This window comes from Fusibacter sp. QWL-12 (assembly GCF_058683495.1).
This window is the reverse complement of the sequence record NZ_CM178745.1, coordinates 587931-605180: the sequence shown is the minus strand read 5'-3', so window position 1 is coordinate 605180 and position 17250 is coordinate 587931. Positions and strand designations below refer to the sequence as shown.

Genomic DNA, 17250 nt, shown 5'->3' with positions numbered 1-17250 from the left:
AAGATAAATGAGATCAATATCCACATGAACAATGGGGGCATTTCTTTAAGTAATTAAAGAAATGTCCTTTTTTAGTTTCAATCTTGCTTATGGCGAATTCCGAGGAGGTGGTTCATTGAGCGATGGCGAGTTTTACGCTTATTATGTAAAAAAATGGTCTAAATACAAAATAATGTTAAGTAGAGTATATGGAGGAATCGCGTATGATTATCGTATTAAAACAAGGAACCACCTTAGAGGAAAAACGCAAAATTATTGAAAATGTTGAAGATATGGGCTTAAAAGTGAAGATCATGAAGGGTGCAAGCCAGAGTATTTTGGGCCTTATTGGAGAGACTGCCAAGGTTGAAGAGTCAGCTTTCTTTGGCAGTCCACATGTAGAAAAAGTAGTCAGAATAAAGGTGCCTTATAAGATGGCAAGCAGAGCCTTTCATCATTCGGATAGTGTGATTAGAGTAGGTAAGCATAATATCGGCGATGGAAGTCTCACCACAATTGCTGGTCCTTGCTGTATCGAAAGTAGAGAACAGCTCTTTACCATTGCTGCAGAGGTAAAACAATCGGGTGCGCATATTCTAAGAGGCGGTGCTTACAAACCAAGAACGTCACCTTATAGCTTTCAAGGTATGGGTGAAGAAGGGCTTAAGCTTTTAAGAGAAGCAGGTGATCAGTTTGATATGCCTGTGTGTACGGAACTCATGTCTACTGACGAGTTTGAACTGGTTGAATCCTATACAGATATTATTCAAATTGGTGCAAGAAACATGCAAAATTTCTCGCTTCTCAAAAAGCTCGGTAGCACCCAAAAACCCATACTTTTAAAAAGAGGGATGTCAGCGACAATTGAAGAGTTCTTAATGTCAGCGGAGTACATCATGTCGAGTGGGAATCCCAATGTCATTCTCTGTGAACGCGGTATACGTACCTTTGAAAATTATACAAGAAACACACTTGATCTGGCCGTTGTATGTGCCATAAAAGAGTTGAGTCATTTACCGATCATTATTGATCCAAGTCATGCAACCGGACGTTGGGAGCTGATCGAACCGATATCAAAAGCGGCTGTTGCAGTTGGTTGTGATGGATTGATGATAGAGGTGCATCATGAGCCTGATAAAGCGCTTTCAGATGGCCCACAGTCATTAAAACCAGAAAAGTTTGCAAAACTGATGAATCATGTGCGCCACATCCACGATGTATGTCATGAGGAAAAAAAGACGTCTGATACAGAAAGTGTGGCGATGCTGCATGCCGTTATTTAGTCAAGCGTTAGATGAAGATGCTTTTTTTAAAAGCATTGTGGTAATAGGACTTGGACTAATAGGTGGGTCAGTCGTAAAGGCTTTGAGATTAAAGGGCTATACTGGAAAAATCATTGGTATCGATTCGGATCAATCGACAAGAGAGCAAGCCATGACTTCTGGTTTGTTTGATGAAGTTGTAGCAATTGAAGCGGTTACTTCTGGAAAAGTGGATAAAGCAGATTTAATCTTGCTAGCAGTACCTTTAGGTCGAGTAAAGGAAACGCTATATCAAATCAATGGGCTGATCGGAACAGATACCCTAATAACGGATGTGGGAAGTGTCAAAACGACTGTACATCAAATGTTTAATGATTTATCTGAGACAAAATTATCTTTTATTGGGGGCCATCCCATGGCGGGATCGGATCGAACGGGCTTTTCAAGTGCCTCGCCTATATTATTTGAAAACGCTTACTATTTTCTTACAAAAGGGTCTTATCATAATGCATCTCATTTAGAAAAGCTAATCGCCTTTGTGAAGCTGATAGGTGCAATTCCTGTTGTTACCATGCCGAAGGAACACGATGAGCTGGTGGCGAGATTAAGCCATTTACCACATCTTACCGCTTGTGCGCTAGTCAATACTTTTGTTCAGAGGCTTCCAGAAGATGCGCTTAAATATGCGGGTGGTGGTTTTCGAGACACAACTCGAATCGCAATGGGAGATCCAAGACTTTGGAGAGATATTTTTACGCACAACAAATCCCTTTTAGCTGAAAGCATTGATGGCCTTATAGATGAGCTGCAAAAAGTGAAAAGTCTATTACTCGCAGATCAACAAGATGAAATAAAGGCACATCTTGGAAAAACTCAAAAAATACGAGCTGGTTTGGTAGCGAGACGCCCCAGTGAAGAATTTTCACTTTATCCACTTAAGTTAGACGTAGAAGATAAACCCGGTATTTTGGCAGCAGTTACTGGCCTTTTGGCTAAAAAACAGGTCAACATTAAAGACATTGCACTGGATCATGCAAGAGAACGGATGCCAGGTGCTTTGATTCTTAGTTTTGCATCAGAAAATGAACGCATACGTGCGATGCAGCTGATTACAGAAGACAACCTATGTAAAATATTTATAGAACAGGATTGATTATATGAAGCTTACGATTAATTTGGCTACGGCCAGCTATCCAATAATAATTGAATCTGCTCTCAGATATCAGATAAAGACGAGGCTAATCCAAATGGGATGCAATAAAATTGCAATTGTTACAGATGCAACCGTATGGGCGTTATATGGAGAATTAATGCGCGCTGAACTCGAAGATTTTGAGTATGAACTAACGGTTTTTTCACCCGGTGAAAATTCAAAGTCACATGAGAACTTAATGATGCTCTATCGCAATTGGCTCGATTTTGATCTATCTAGAAAAGATATGGTAATCGCATTTGGTGGTGGCGTCATAGGTGATTTAACCGGTTATGCGGCAGCTAACTTTATGCGAGGCGTTCCATTTATTCAAATACCAACGACGCTTTTATCACAAGTGGACAGTAGCATTGGCGGGAAGGTGGCTGTTAATTTACCTGAAGGGAAAAATCTAATCGGTACATTCTATCATCCAAATGAAGTTTGGATTGATCCAGACTTTTTACAAAGCCTACCAGAACGTGTTTTCAAAGATGGCATGGCTGAAGTCGTCAAAGCTGGTTGCATTATGGACAGAAATTTATATCAGCTTTTGAAAGATTCAGAATATCCATTGGGCGCATCTATGCTTTATGAAATAATAGAAAGAGCCTTAATCGTAAAAAAGCACTTAGTTGAAAATGACGAAAAAGAGATGGGCGTTAGGAAAATATTGAATTTTGGGCACACGATTGGACATGCACTTGAGTCCTATGGCGCTTACTCTAGGTGGACGCATGGTGAAGCCGTTGCGATGGGAATGGTATGGGTCACAAAAAGTGCTGAAGGAAATGGCTTGGTTCATAAGGGAACGACTGCAGACCTAGAGGGATTACTTCATAAAATTGGATTGCCAACGGAATCTGGCGTCGCTTTAGAGGAACTCATGCAATGGCTTGTCAGGGATAAGAAAAAAACCAGTCGAGGCATTGAACTCAGCATCATGCATCAACCAGGGGAAAGCTTCCTTCATGAAGTACCAAAGGAAGATTTGTATCGATTTTTATCTGTATAAGAGAAGAACAAATAAGGAGCATATAATGACTAAATTTATTAAACCTTCAACACTTAAAGGAGAAGTAATCGTGCCACCATCAAAAAGCTTGAGCCACCGTGCCATTTTAGCGGCGGCTTTAGCTGAGGGTGAAAGCGTTATTGAAAATCTTGTTTTCTCGGAGGATATCGAAGCGACCTGCAGAGTGATTGAAGCGCTAGGCGTAAAAATGTTTAGAGAAGAAACGACGCTTAGAATTCAGGGGACAAGTGCCTTAAAAACACCAAACGTGCCTTTGGATTGCAACGAGTCAGGTTCAACGCTAAGATTTCTAATTCCATTTGCAGGATTGGTCGATGGTCCAGTTACGTTCACTGGAAAAGGTAAGTTGGTGACGCGACCATTGGATCCGTATTTTAGAATTTTCAATGAACAGCAGATCCAATATAAATATGAGGGGGCTTTACCTCTTACAGTTGATGGCAAATTAAAGTCAGGCGTCTATCGCTTGCCTGGGAATGTCAGTTCTCAGTTTGTTACAGGTTTAATGTATGTTCTGCCACTTTTAGAAGGCAACTCAGAGATCATTCTAGAGTCAAAGCTTGAGTCTAGAGATTATGTTGAACTAACACTTCAAATACTTGAAGTATTTGGAGTTAAAGTTGAAACCATTGACAATGAACATTATAAGATTCATGGTAATCAGAAGTATCGACCTGCAAGATATCGAGTCGAAGGTGATTACTCACAGGCTGCATTTTGGGTCGCTGCAGGTTTAATGGGTGATGGACTTTTGCTCACAGATTTGGCCCAAAATACAAAGCAAGGGGATCAAAGAATTATAGAAATTGCTAAGGATATGGGCGCAAATTTCACTTGGAAAAAGGAGCAGCTTGAAGTCACTCGCACACAAACAGAGGGCTCCGTTATTGATGCGTCTCAATGTCCAGATTTGGTTCCTATTGTAGCGACCCTTGCTGCAGTCAGTAAAGGTAAAACGCATATTATTAACGCTGGCAGGGTGCGTATTAAAGAATCGGATCGACTTAAAGCGATTTGCACAGAACTAAAAGTACTGGGTGCGAATATCGTGGAAGAGCCAGAAGGGCTTATTATAGAGGGTGTTGAGAGGTTAACTGGAGGGAATGTAGCTGGCTGGAACGATCATAGAATTGTCATGAGCCTTGCAATCGCCTCAACGCGATGTGATTCTGAAGTGATCATTGAAGGCAGTGAGGCGGTAGCAAAGTCATATCCACATTTTTTTGAGGTATTTCAATCCCTTGGAGGTAGATTAAATGAGAAGTAGCTGGGGAAGACAGGTGGTCTATTCTATTTTTGGTGAATCACATGGAACAGGAATCGGCATTACAATTCATCATTTGCCTTCTGGTTTCAAGCCTGATTTTGATAGAATCCGTAGTGAGCTAGATAGACGGAAACCCGGCACAGGAATCCATGCAACGTCGAGAAAAGAAACCGATGAATATGAAATAATCAGTGGCATATTAAATGGGACGCTCACTGGTGCACCGTTGACTTTATTTTTTCCTAACTCAGATACGCGATCGAAAGACTATCAAAATCTTACGGTAACCCCGAGACCATCACATGCAGATTATACAGCACATATAAAGTATGGTGGTTTTAATGATGGTAGAGGTGGTGGCCATTTTTCAGGTCGATTGACTGCACCTATGGTGTTTGCAGGCGCACTTGTAACACAGCTTCTTGAAAAACTAGGGGTCTCAATTGGGAGTCGAATCAGTCGTATGGGTTTAGTTGAAGATTACCCTCAAACATTAGACGAACGATCAATGAATCGCATCGCAAGTGGTGAGTTGAAAACTTTAACATTACCGTTTCTTTCTGAAGATGCAAGAGAGGATGCCAATACTTTATTAACTCATCTTCGAAGAAAAGGGGATTCGATAGGTGGACAGATAGAGTTGTGTATCACTGGCGTTCCAGTTGGTTGGGGGGAACCTATTTTCGATTCATTAGAGAGTAATATTTCTCATCTGATGTTTTCAGTTCCCGGTGTAAAAGCCATAGAGTTTGGGGCGGGAACAGAGTTTGCAAAGATGAAAGGCTCTGAAGCAAATGATCCGTGGATACAAAAGGAAGGTCATATTGAGACCACTACCAATCATAGCGGTGGTATAAACGGCGGCATTAGCAATGGTATGCCACTTCAGTTTAAGGTAACCTTTCGACCTATTTCAAGTATTTCAATTCCTCAAAAGACGGTCAATCTTGAAACGGGTAGAGCGGAAATTCTTGAGGTCAAAGGTAGACACGATCCATGTATTGTACCAAGGGCTTGTCCGGTTGTGGAAGCGGTCACAGCGATAGCACTTTTAGAAGCGATGCTGGATCAGCAAATTCAAGAAAAGGAAGTGTGGCGGTGAAAACAATAAACGAGCATCGAAGTGCGATTGATCTTATAGATGATCAAATTGCCAAGTTAATCTGTGAAAGAATGGCACATTCAGAACAAATTGGCCAGATTAAAAAGCAAACGGATCAAAGCATAATAGATACTGTACGAGAGACAGAAATAATCCATAGACTGAGTTCGAAGATTGAACAAACTTCAAATAAAGAAGCAATAGTGAAAGTGATGCGTACAATTTTTGAAACGAGTAGAGCGCTCCAAAAAAACAATCAAAATAATGAAGACAATAGTAATAATCGTGAAGCTATTTCCAGCGATTATCAAAAGAATACGAGTCAGATAAAGGCGGGCTATTCAGGTATCCCAGGCGCATTTGCTGAAAGTGCACTTGTGCGTTACTTTGGCGAACCGTTAAAGCCATATCAGAATTACAGTTCTTTTTCTAAGGTATGTGAAGCGATATTGAATGGTGAAATTACTTATGGCATTTTACCGGTTGAAAATACTACAACTGGTGCAATTAAAGAAGTCTATGACTTGATTCGTGAAAATGAGCTCTATATTACTGGAGAAGTTTGCTTGCCCGTGGTTCATAATCTCATCGGGTTACCGAATGCAAAAATAGAGGCTCTTAAAGAAATTTACTCTCATCCACAGGGGTTGGAGCAATGTGGTACATTTCTTAATAAGCTTGATTCAGCTCGGCAGATACCAATGAAAAATACAGCCTTTAGCATTCGATATGTCTCTGAACAAAATGATCCTACGTTAGCTGCTATTGGTGATGAGCGTGCCGCTGGTTTATACGGACTTAAGGTATTAACACCAGCCATACAGGATAGTACATTTAATACCACGCGGTTTGTAGTTCTCTCAAAAGAACCAGAGGTGAGTGAAGGTGCTGATAGTACGAGTATCGTTTTAGCGGCACGACACAAGGTAGGCGCTCTTCATGAGATTTTAGGCAGTTTTGCTAGGGAACAAATCAATCTGTTTCGCATAGAGTCAAGACCTATCCCCAATCGATCGTGGGAGTATTTTATCTATTTGGATGCAGAGGGGAGTATCACAGACGAAGGGGTTAAAAGAGCAATTGAGGCGGTACAAAATCAGTGCCAGTTTTCAAAGTTTCTTGGAAGTTATAAGAAGGGAGTGGTAGCTTAATGCACGTTATATTAGTGGGACTATCAGGTAGCGGAAAATCCACATTAGGTGAAGCTTTGTCAAAGAGAATCAATCGCCCTTTTTATGATTTAGATAAAGAAATAGTAAAAAATGTGGGGAAATCAATAGATGAGATATTTGCCGATCAAGGAGAAAGAGCGTTTAGAAGCATAGAGTCTAAAGTGTTGGATACGATCTGTAGCAAGAGAGAGCCATCGGTCATTGTAACCGGTGGCGGCGCGGTGATTGATCCGAAAAACAGATCACTAATGAAGCATTCAGGTACAGTCATACGCATAAAAAGAAGTCCAGAAGCCATTCTTTCTACCCTTGAGCTAGAGGGAAGACCTTTACTTAAAGCCAATCCCAATCGCATTTATACCTTAGCAAGAGAGCGAGAAGACTTTTACCATCTTGCAGCTGATTATACGGTTCAAAATGAAACCGCTTCAGATGAAACTTTAGAAGCGTTGACTCATTTAGTGTTAACAAAGGGTAAGGCGAAAAAGATCCTTTTGCTAAACGGACCGAATTTGAATCTGTTGGGGACGCGGGAACTGTCAATTTACGGTAATATGACCTATGAACAAATTTGTAAATCACTTCTTGAAAGTGCTGCTAAAAAAGCGATTAATCTTGAAATAAAGCAGTCCAATCATGAAGGAGAGCTGATTGACTGGATACAAGCGGCTATAGGTGAGCAGGATGGCATTTTAATTAATCCAGGCGCTTATACACATACGAGTATTGCTATTTTAGATGCCATCAAAAGTGTTAAACTTCCAGTAGTAGAAATTCATCTTTCTAATATACATGCCAGAGAAACATTTAGAGCACATAGTGTTACCGCAGCAGGAGCAGTCGGTGTCATAGCTGGATTTGGAACGAAGAGCTATCATTTGGCATTAGAGGCTATGTCAAATATCCTAACGGAACAATAGGCTTTTTATTAATCATATGATACAATCAAAGTGCTATCCGTGAACGAAAGAAACTGGAGGAAGCCACAATGCAATTCAACCATACGGAAGAGATAATATATAAGGTGATTCTTAAGAATGACCTTTTTCTTTATTATAAACCTAACGAAGTAATGGGATTTTGCGAGTCATGTCCCAATTACGGTAAGATATGGACGTGTCCACCTTATGAACGTGAAGTGATTCATACCTTTAACCCATTTGATTATGCCATTATTATTGGTTTTAAGGGAAAAGACTTTTTTGAACTGAAAAAAGAATCGACTGTTTATTTACATGAACTTGAGGGAACGAATGGGAATGTGTCAGAATCAAACTTTACCACTTTAGTAGCAGGTAACTGTGAAATCTGTGAGTCGTGTGGTAAAAGTGAAGGGCAGCCTTGTCTCTTTCCTGATCTGATGCGTTACTCTTTGGAATCCGTTGGATTTCATGTCAGTGAGATTTGCGATGCAGTATTGGGCGAATCTCTTATGTGGCAAACGGAGCATCCGAAATATATGGCCGTTGCAGGTATTTTACTAGAAGAAAAAGCATTGGATGCAATGGTTGAAAAAATGCATTCCTCTTTTGGGGATTTAGTAAGGAAGGGATCACATGATTGAAAAATTTGAGATGAGAATAGAAACATTAGATAAGGTTAGGACGATTCGTGTGTGGCTACCAGAGTCCTATGAAGATATGACTGAACAGCGATATCCAGTGATCTACATGCACGATGGGCAAAATCTTTTTAATAAGGAAGATGCTGCGTATGGCATGAGTTGGGATGCACATAAGGCGATGGAGACGTTATCAGAAACGATGATAAATGCTGATGGCACACCTTTTTATGGCTGTATCATAGTGGGGATTGATAATGCACCTGGTCTAGAAAGGCTAGATGAATATTCGCCGTGGGCTTCTGAAGCTGTAAAATCACTGAAAGACTTTGAGTCTATACAGAGGGAGATTGGCGGCGACGGCGCAGCGTATAGTAGTTTTATCGTGATTTCTTTGAAACCCTATATAGATGCAAACTATCGAACGCTAACGGAACGGGAGCATACCAGCGTCATTGGCAGTTCGATGGGCGGCTTTATTTCTCTGTATATGGGAAGTGAGTACCAAAATGTATTTAGTAAAGTGGGTGCATTTTCGACAGCGGTTTGGTTTGAAGAGGATGCATTACTGTTACAGCTTGAAAAAGTCAGGTTAGAACTGAAGACAAAGTGGTATTTGGATGTGGGAACGAAAGAGACGAGCAATGATGCCATTCCTGATTTCAATGAAAGATACATTAATGGTACAAAGAGAGTTGCTAGCCAATTAACTGAAATGGGAATTTTATCATCTGATATAAAACTGATTATTGAAGAGGATGCCATTCATAATGAGCTGGCGTGGGCGAGAAGATTGCCAGATGCACTTAAGTGGTTGCTTGAACTTAAGGATAAGGCGTAAGGTCTTTAAATATAATATTTATAAAATTTTATTTGATTTTGCCAAACCCAGTCAACTTTTGATATACTATAAGATGGAATAAGGGAAGGGGCGTGGAAGATGACGACGATTTATGATATTGCAAGGAAGGTTGGCTGTGCATCGAGTACAGTTTCAAAGGCGCTGAATAATTCTAAAGAAGTGAGTGATAAGCGAAAAGCTGAGATTTTAGCAGTTGCTAAAGAGCTTGGTTATGTCCCTAACTCAAGTGCCAGACGACTTGCAACAAAAAACAGCTGGTCGATCGGTATCTTATTCAGTGAAGATTTAAATATCGGACTTGAGCATCACTTCTTCAGTGGTATCTTACAAGCTTTTAAAACCTACGTTGAAGACTTAGGCTATGAAGTTACTTTCGTTTCGAAAAAAGTGGGGACTCAAGAACTGACTTATTTGGAATGGTGTAAATATAAAGACATCGATGGTATTTTAATTGTAACGGTTGACGTAAACGATGAAAATTTAAATGAGCTGAGACAAAGTGGTATCCCAATTGTCAGTGTCGATAGTGGTTTAATCAATGTACCAACGGTTATATCAGACAACTTTCAAGGCACCAGAATGGTGTTGGAGTATTTGATGTCAAAGGGTGCTAAGCGTATTGCACATATTGCTGGACCTTTAAGATCGTTCTCTGCGCTTGAACGTCTTGAAGCCTTTAAAGAGGTTTTAGGAAAATACAATATGGATTCGAGCCAAGTTGTAGAAGCTTATAACTATGATTTTAACAGTGGCAAAAAAGCGCTTCACGAACTTTTGAAGCTGAACAAAACGCTTCCCGAAGCGATTTATGCGGCAAGTGACGATATCGCTCTAGGGGTTATCTTAGCCTTGCGAGATTTGGGATATAAAGTGCCTGATGATGTTTCTGTAGTCGGATTTGATAACATCGAGCTTACAAGATATACATCGCCCTCTCTCACAACTGTTGCGCAGGATAAGGTTAGAATTGGACGAGAGGCAGCAAAACATTTGATTGCACAAATTAATAAAGAAGTGGATACGGATCAAGCGACCATTAAAAGGGTTCCCGTTGAACTTATAATAAGAGAAAGTACAAAGTAATGTACTTTTTTTTATTTTTTGTTTTCTAAATGACTTAGGTGTGTTAATATTAGAATTAACGAAACCGCCTTCGTAATTTTGAAGGTAATGGGAGGTACTTTGAGTTATTTATTTGAGAACAATCAATTTGTAATTGAAAACTATGATAAGAAGAAGACTTTTTCTAGTTTCTTACCTGGAATAGCAGGCGTTAAGGGGATTCCGATATGGGTGTTTTATGCCAATAGAGGACAGGGCGTGACGAGCTTTGGCATCAGAGATAAGGATGAGCCTATTTTGGAGTTTTTCCCTGCAAATACGAGTTATCAATATGTAGATAAATACGGATTTAGAAGTTTCGTAAGAGTTGACGGTGCTTTGTATGAACCTTTTTCAGTTGCGCTGACTGATGATGTGACAAGAACGATGCGAATTTCCAGAGGCCATTTTACCATTGTTGAGGTTAATCGGACGAGAGAGATCAGCTATGAAGTAACTTATTTTGGGATTACAAATGAGCCTATTGCTGGACTAGTGAGAAAAGTGAATGTTACAAATCTAGGAAAAGAGCGAGAAATAGAGGTAGTTGACGGCATTGCGAACATATTGCCTTCAGGAGCAACTACCGAGAGCTATAAAAGCATGTCGAATCTTATGGTATCTTGGATGAATGTAGAGAATGTTGAAAATAACATTCCTTTTTACAGATTTCGAGCTTCTAGTGGTGATGAGGCGGAGGTATCTCTCATTGAAAAGGGTCATTTTTATTTTTCTTTTGTCGAGGATCACACTTTAATACAGCCGATTATCGACTCAGAGATAATCTTTGGTTACGATACATCATTGACGGTTCCCTTTGGATTAATAGATAAGAATATAGCATCACTCGACTTATCCAACCAAGTTGCAGTTAATAGAGTGCCATGTGGCTTTACGCCTTATGTTAAAACAGTTGAGCAGGATGCTTCAATTCAGATTAAAACGGTAATTGGACATACATCAAACCTGAAATTAATAGAGGAGCGATTCTTTAAAAGTGAATTTATCGAAAAACAATTAAACGCTGTTGACACTGTGCTTGACGAACTTGTGGATGTGGTAGATGGAAAAAGTAATTTTGAATTGTTTGATGCTTACATCAAACAAAATTTTTTAGACAATACCTTGAGAGGTGGATACCCACTTGTCTTTGGTAATGGGAGCTCTCAAAAAATTTACCATATCTATTCAAGAAAGCACGGTGATCCTGAAAGAGACTATAACTTTTTCACATTATCACCAGAGTTTTATTCACAGGGAAATGGCAATTTCAGAGATGTGAACCAAAATAGAAGGAACGATGTCTATTTTGTCCCAGAAGCTGGCCTTTTTAATGTGAAAATGTTTATGAGCTTGATACAACTAGATGGCTATAACCCTCTTAGTGTCAAGGGTACAACGTTTAAGTTATCCGAAATCAAAGCCCATGAGTTAGTCGATCAATTCGTAACAACTGATAAAGAACACGTGAAATCTATGCTCATGAAATGTTTTACACCAGGCAGTATTAGTATGGGTATTTTGCTATCTAACATTGGATTAACTATTCCTGAAGATGCTTTCATTGAGAAGTTGGTTGAAGCAAGTGAACAGAAGATAGAGGCGAACTTTGGCGAAGGTTTTTGGAGCGATCACTGGACCTATAACTTAGATTTGATTGAAAACTATTTAAAAGTATTCCCTGACAAATGTGTTGAGTTACTATACGAAGATGCTACTTATCGCTATTTTGATAGTCCAGTTCGTGTTTTACCTAGAAGTCAAAAATACGGAATGACAAAAGACGGTGAAGTTCGCCAATTTGGTGCGTTGAAAGAAGAACCGCATTCAGAACGTTTTGAGAAAACCAACTGGGTAAAAGATCATTCAAACCACATCTATGAAACCACATTAGCTCAGAAACTGATGACACTAGTTTTAACGAAGTTGTCTTCATTAGATCCATCTGGATTTGGGATAGAGATGGAAGCCAATAAACCTGGCTGGAATGATGCGATGAATGGATTGCCTGGTGTCTTTGGTTCTGGAATGAGTGAGACGATTGAACTGATCAGAGTCATAAGATTTTTAAGTAAGCATCTCTCGAAAGATGTCTTATTATGTGAAGAAAACTACCGTTATTACGAGAATCTAAATGAAGTTTTGAGTAAGAATATGTCATCTTTTGACAGATGGGATGCTTTTTCAACTGCAAAGGAAATTTTCAGAAGTGAGGTTGATAAAGAAATTTCTGGAGTAGAAATAGAAGTATCTGTAGATGCTTTAAAAACTTTTCTACAAAAAGCTGAAACACTTCTTTTAGAAGGTGTACAAAAATCAAAAAAACAAAATGAGGGAATTCTCCCCACATACTTTATTCACAAGGCGACTGATTATACACTACTAGAATACAAGACCCCATATGGCCTTCAAGGCGTTCAAATTAATGCATTTGAAATGGAAATTGTACCAAGCTTTTTAGAGGCACCAGCTAGAAGTTTTAAAATTGGTGAGTTGAGAGAGAATCAAGAGCAGCATCAATTGGTAAAGGGTTCTAAACTTTATGATGAGAAATTAAACACGTATATAACAAGTGTGCCTTTGGATAAAATGAGCTATGAACTGGGGAGAATTAGGGCTTTCACACCGGGGTGGTTAGAACGAGAAAGCAACTTTTTACACATGACTTACAAATACCTTTTAGGACTATTAAAGGGTGGTTTATATGATGTGTTTTTTGAAGAGATAAAGACCAATTTGGTTTGTTTTATGGATCCTGAAGTGTATGGCAGATCAACTTTAGAAAATTCAAGTTTTATCGCGAGCAGTCTAAACCCAAATCCCAAAGTACATGGACGTGGCTTTGTATCAAGATTAAGTGGCTCAACGGCTGAGATGCTTAGCATTTGGCATATGATGATGTTTGGAAAATCACTTTTTAGCTACGATGATGTCCTAAAGTTTACACCGAAGCCGATATTAAGTGCTGAGTTCTTTAAGGATGGAAAAGTGGTCACACAATTATTGTCTAAGATTGAGTTTATCATTGAAAATGAAACGGGTTATCCAACCTATTCTGAAAAGATAGATGTCGACTATTACTTGATCGATGGACAGAAGGTTGAAAGGGTTGATGGCACACTTGCCGAAGCGATTCGAGAGAGAAAGATCAATCAAGTGAGAATGGTATATAAAATAATTGCTTAGGAGGAAATATGAAAATTTCATCTATTAGATCTGAAAAAAAGGACTTGAAGTATTGGGTAGAGCTTCCTGAAAGAGAAACGGGACAATACGATGCGAAACGACCAGTTATTGCTGTGAATTCTCAGATGACCTATCAAGAGTTTATGGGATTCGGAGGTGCATTTACTGAAGCAGCAGCGTTTACACTTTCAGAAGCACCGGAAAAGGTTAGAGAAGAAGCGATTAATGCTTATTTTTCTAAAGAAAATGGCCTTGGTTATGTTTTGGGGAGAGTTCATATCCATTCGTGTGACTTTGCTTTATCCAATTATACCTATGTAGAAGAAGGCGATACTGAGCTTAAAACTTTTGATATTTCACGTGAAGATAAATGGGTTATTCCTATGATCAAAGATGCGGAACGCATAGCAGGTGAACCGATTAAGTTATTGGCGTCGCCTTGGAGTCCACCTGCATTTATGAAAGACACTAAAGAAATGAACTATGGTGGGAGACTGCTTGAAGCTTACTATCAACCATGGGCAAATTACTATGTAAAGTTTATTGAAGCTATGAAATCACGCAATATTGATATATGGGCAGTCAGTGTTCAAAATGAACCATTAGCGACACAAACATGGGATTCTTGTATCTACACGGCTGAAGAAGAGCGAGATTTCGTAAAGAATCATTTGGGGCCAACATTAAAGGCAGCCTATCCGGATACAGAGATTATCATATGGGATCATAACAGAGATGTTTTAGTGGAGCGTAGCTCTGTGGTTTTAGCGGATAAAGAAGCAGCAAAATACGTATGGGGAACAGGCAATCACTGGTATGTAAGCGAGGCCTTCGAAAATTTGACAACGCTTCATAACCTGTTTCCGGATAAGCACATCCTATTTACTGAAGGGTGTGTTGAGCTGACGACCACATCTGAGAATGCAGTTCATAATGGTTATTTAGGTTCATGGTCTAACTGCGAGCGTTATGGTAGAAATATCATCGGTGACTTTAACAATTGGAGTCGAGGCTGGATTGATTGGAATCTAGTTTTAAATGAATTAGGTGGTCCAAACCACGTTTATAATTATTGCGAAGCGCCAATCATGTATGACCGAAATACGAAATCCTTAATATATAATAACTCATATTATTATATAGGCCATTTTTCAAAGTATATAGAAATCGGTGCAAAAAGATTGGAGCTTAGTGTTTCTATAAACGATGTTCATGCAGTCGCCTTTCAAAATCCATCTGGGGACATCGTTGTTGTCGCACAGAACGAAGGCTGGATTGCAGAAATGGCACTTGTAGTGGATGGAGAAGGCATTAATATTAATCTGCCAGATCATTCGATTACGACGTTTGTTTTGCATCGAGATTGATACGGTGACAAACGCAAGGAAGCGGTTTCGATTTTCGTGAGAGGCTAATGATGTTTTACAAAACTCATGATTGCTTTTGGTTGTTTTTCAGGAGTTTAGATAATAAAAAACAGATCGAATTATTGTGAATGCGATAATAATTAACAAACAAATAGGTGTGTGATTTCCAAAAAAATCGTTATTTCATCAAATGTTAAAGGATGGTAACATATCTAAAAATGTTGATTTTTCTAGCTTTCGTATAGTTCGCGGGAAAGTATTAATTTAAAAAGTCTTCATGTACGAAGATTTGTTCATATTCAACAATTTAGAGCAAGTCTTGTTGTATTTTTTAAAACATGTATTAAAAAAGACTTGCAACCGGTTTCGTAAATATGGTATATTGATTTTACAACAGAGCCTAATGTTGATGAAACTTATTTCTATGGGGAGGATACGATGAAGAATATTAAAAGACTTCTTGCTATTATATTAGCAATGATGTTCGTAATTACTGGCTGTAGCAGTGGATCGAATGGATCCGAAACAAAAGAGGAAGGCACTACACAAAGTGTCGCAGTTGATAGCTCAAAAGATTACTCAAAAGAAAAATTAGTCATTTGGTCATTTACTGATGAACTTGATACTGCAGGTGATGTTCAAAATTTTAAAGATATGTACACAGCTCCTGGTAAACCTTTTGAAGGTTTAGAGGTAGAGTTTGTAGCAGTTTCTATCCAAGATGGGTACATGGATAAAATTCTTCCTGCTTTAGAATCTGGTAATGGACCTGATGTATTTACAGGTGAACTTGACCACATCAAACAATTTATTGAAGCTGGTTATTATGCAAATATCGAATCTATGATGGAAAGTGATCCAGAGGTTGATTTGGCAGCAGAAAAAGCAGACTACAAAGATTATATTTGGCAATCAGGTATCGACCCTGCAACAGGTAAGTTAGCAGCACTTTCTTGGCAAGTAACGCCAGGTGCGATCTTCTTCAAAGTTGATATGGCTGCTCAAGTTTGGGGCAATGAACCAGGATTCCCAGCAGAAGGCTCAGCAGATTACAATACTGCAGTAACTAACTGGATGAATGAAAATAAATTCAATACAGTTGAAAACTTATTATTGGCTCAAAAAGAAGTAAAAGCTTCTAATCCAAGCTGGAGATTATTCCCAGATGATCAGTCTGTTAGACACTTCGCAGCTGGTACAAATGATCCTGCCAAATGGATTGATGAAAATGGTAAATTAAACCCTGAAAAAATTAAAGAGCAAATTCCTTACATTAACATGGTTAAAGAAATGTATGGCGAAACCATTCAAGATTCTTTAACAGCTAATGCAGCTGAGTGGAGTGGTCCTTGGTTCGATGCTATGGATAAAGACTTAACAGATGCAGAAGGCAAAACTTGGGAAGTTATGGCGTACTCTATGCCAACTTGGGGCTTAAAATATATTATAGAACCAAACATGGAAAAAGTTGATGCAGAAGGTAATACATTCCCTAAACCAGCTGAAGATGCAGATCAAGCAACTAAAGATGCTTATGAAGCAGCGGCATTTAAAGGTAACTGGGGTATGGCTTCAGGTCCTAACTCATACTTCTGGGGTGGTACTTATCTAGGTATCAATGCAGATTCGAAAATTCCTGAAGTAGCATTTGGTTTCTTAAAATCAATGTTATTTGATAAAGAACGTTTAGCTGAGCGTCAAGCAGCTGATGGCGATATGTACTCAGTTGAATCAGTAATGGCACCAGTAATCGCAAACTACGATGGCCGTCAATCTCTTGGTGGCATGAACCACTTAAAAGTATTTAACGAAGAAGCTGCTAAGATCGATCTTTCTAACGTAACAATCTACGATAGAGGATTAAATGATATGTTAGGCTTACACATCACTAACTACAAACAAGGTGCTGATGGTTACAACACAGTAGCTGACGTATTAACTGCATTCTACAAAGACGTTCAAGTAACTTATCCAGAAATTTATGTAGATGGCTTACCAACTAACTAATTAATTCATAACCTCCAAACAACCTAAATTTTAATATACAAAAGTAGACGTTATGTCTACTTTTGTATGTCATTTAGCACAAACTTATTCAGCTATACTAATGCTTAATTAACTCATCAAAACGTTTTGAGCATGTAGCAATCGAAAGGAAATGTA

The 17250-nt window shown here is 39.0% G+C and carries 13 protein-coding genes; all 13 read left to right on the top strand.

Annotated elements, in window-relative coordinates:
* Nucleotides 1–203: 203 nt before the first annotated feature.
* The 13 genes from aroF to AC4PID_RS03315 all read left to right on the top strand — a co-directional run bounded on the left by aroF (nt 204) and on the right by AC4PID_RS03315 (nt 17094).
* A complete protein-coding gene (gene aroF, locus AC4PID_RS03375; protein WP_492134159.1) occupies nt 204–1262 on the top strand; it encodes a 3-deoxy-7-phosphoheptulonate synthase in 1059 nt (352 codons plus the stop codon).
* The gene (locus AC4PID_RS03370; protein WP_492134158.1) at nt 1249–2394 is read left to right on the top strand and encodes a prephenate dehydrogenase/arogenate dehydrogenase family protein; all 1146 of its coding nucleotides are present in this window, start codon (nt 1249–1251) and stop codon (nt 2392–2394) included. Before aroF ends, AC4PID_RS03370 begins: the two co-directional genes overlap by 14 nt.
* 4 nt (nt 2395–2398) lie before the next feature.
* Nucleotides 2399–3448, top strand: a complete 1050-nt coding sequence (gene aroB / locus AC4PID_RS03365) for a 3-dehydroquinate synthase (RefSeq protein ID WP_492134157.1) — start codon at nt 2399–2401, stop codon at nt 3446–3448.
* Between the two features lie 25 nt (nt 3449–3473).
* Nucleotides 3474–4736: a 3-phosphoshikimate 1-carboxyvinyltransferase gene (aroA, locus tag AC4PID_RS03360; protein ID WP_492134156.1), complete on the top strand. Its 1263-nt coding sequence runs from the start codon at nt 3474–3476 to the stop codon at nt 4734–4736.
* The gene (aroC, locus tag AC4PID_RS03355; RefSeq protein WP_492134155.1) at nt 4726–5838 is read left to right on the top strand and encodes a chorismate synthase; all 1113 of its coding nucleotides are present in this window, start codon (nt 4726–4728) and stop codon (nt 5836–5838) included. Before aroA ends, aroC begins: the two co-directional genes overlap by 11 nt.
* Entirely contained in the window at nt 5835–6989 is a 1155-nt protein-coding gene (locus tag AC4PID_RS03350) for a bifunctional chorismate mutase/prephenate dehydratase (protein WP_492134154.1), read from the top strand. The genes aroC and AC4PID_RS03350 overlap by 4 nt, the downstream gene beginning before the upstream one ends.
* Complete coding sequence (aroQ, locus tag AC4PID_RS03345) at nt 6989–7930, top strand: type II 3-dehydroquinate dehydratase (RefSeq protein WP_492134153.1); 942 nt, start codon at nt 6989–6991, stop codon at nt 7928–7930. The genes AC4PID_RS03350 and aroQ overlap by 1 nt, the downstream gene beginning before the upstream one ends.
* 68 nt (nt 7931–7998) lie before the next feature.
* Nucleotides 7999–8574, top strand: a complete 576-nt coding sequence (locus AC4PID_RS03340; protein ID WP_492134152.1) for a DUF2284 domain-containing protein — start codon at nt 7999–8001, stop codon at nt 8572–8574.
* A complete protein-coding gene (locus tag AC4PID_RS03335; RefSeq protein ID WP_492134151.1) occupies nt 8567–9412 on the top strand; it encodes an alpha/beta hydrolase in 846 nt (281 codons plus the stop codon). The genes AC4PID_RS03340 and AC4PID_RS03335 overlap by 8 nt, the downstream gene beginning before the upstream one ends.
* Nucleotides 9413–9511: 99 nt before the next feature.
* Nucleotides 9512–10516 (top strand): LacI family DNA-binding transcriptional regulator, encoded by a 1005-nt coding sequence (locus AC4PID_RS03330; RefSeq protein WP_492134150.1) that lies wholly within the window; start codon nt 9512–9514, stop codon nt 10514–10516.
* A 99-nt stretch (nt 10517–10615) separates the two neighbouring features.
* On the top strand, nt 10616–13720 hold the full coding sequence (locus AC4PID_RS03325; RefSeq protein ID WP_492134149.1) for a cellobiose phosphorylase: 3105 nt from the start codon (nt 10616–10618) through the stop codon (nt 13718–13720).
* Nucleotides 13721–13728: 8 nt separating this feature from the next.
* On the top strand, nt 13729–15087 hold the full coding sequence (locus tag AC4PID_RS03320) for a glycoside hydrolase family 30 protein (protein ID WP_492134148.1): 1359 nt from the start codon (nt 13729–13731) through the stop codon (nt 15085–15087).
* Nucleotides 15088–15525: 438 nt separating this feature from the next.
* On the top strand, nt 15526–17094 hold the full coding sequence (locus AC4PID_RS03315) for a hypothetical protein (protein WP_492134147.1): 1569 nt from the start codon (nt 15526–15528) through the stop codon (nt 17092–17094).
* Nucleotides 17095–17250: the final 156 nt, after the last annotated feature.

Coding starts and splice junctions, on each gene's coding strand:
- aroQ (WP_492134153.1), top strand. CDS start 6,989: ATGCACGTTATATTAGTGGGACTATCAGGTAGCGGAAAATCCACATTA.
- AC4PID_RS03335 (WP_492134151.1), top strand. CDS start 8,567: ATGATTGAAAAATTTGAGATGAGAATAGAAACATTAGATAAGGTTAGG.
- AC4PID_RS03320 (WP_492134148.1), top strand. CDS start 13,729: ATGAAAATTTCATCTATTAGATCTGAAAAAAAGGACTTGAAGTATTGG.
- AC4PID_RS03330 (WP_492134150.1), top strand. CDS start 9,512: ATGACGACGATTTATGATATTGCAAGGAAGGTTGGCTGTGCATCGAGT.
- AC4PID_RS03315 (WP_492134147.1), top strand. CDS start 15,526: ATGAAGAATATTAAAAGACTTCTTGCTATTATATTAGCAATGATGTTC.
- aroF (WP_492134159.1), top strand. CDS start 204: ATGATTATCGTATTAAAACAAGGAACCACCTTAGAGGAAAAACGCAAA.
- aroA (WP_492134156.1), top strand. CDS start 3,474: ATGACTAAATTTATTAAACCTTCAACACTTAAAGGAGAAGTAATCGTG.
- AC4PID_RS03370 (WP_492134158.1), top strand. CDS start 1,249: ATGCCGTTATTTAGTCAAGCGTTAGATGAAGATGCTTTTTTTAAAAGC.
- aroB (WP_492134157.1), top strand. CDS start 2,399: ATGAAGCTTACGATTAATTTGGCTACGGCCAGCTATCCAATAATAATT.
- aroC (WP_492134155.1), top strand. CDS start 4,726: ATGAGAAGTAGCTGGGGAAGACAGGTGGTCTATTCTATTTTTGGTGAA.
- AC4PID_RS03340 (WP_492134152.1), top strand. CDS start 7,999: ATGCAATTCAACCATACGGAAGAGATAATATATAAGGTGATTCTTAAG.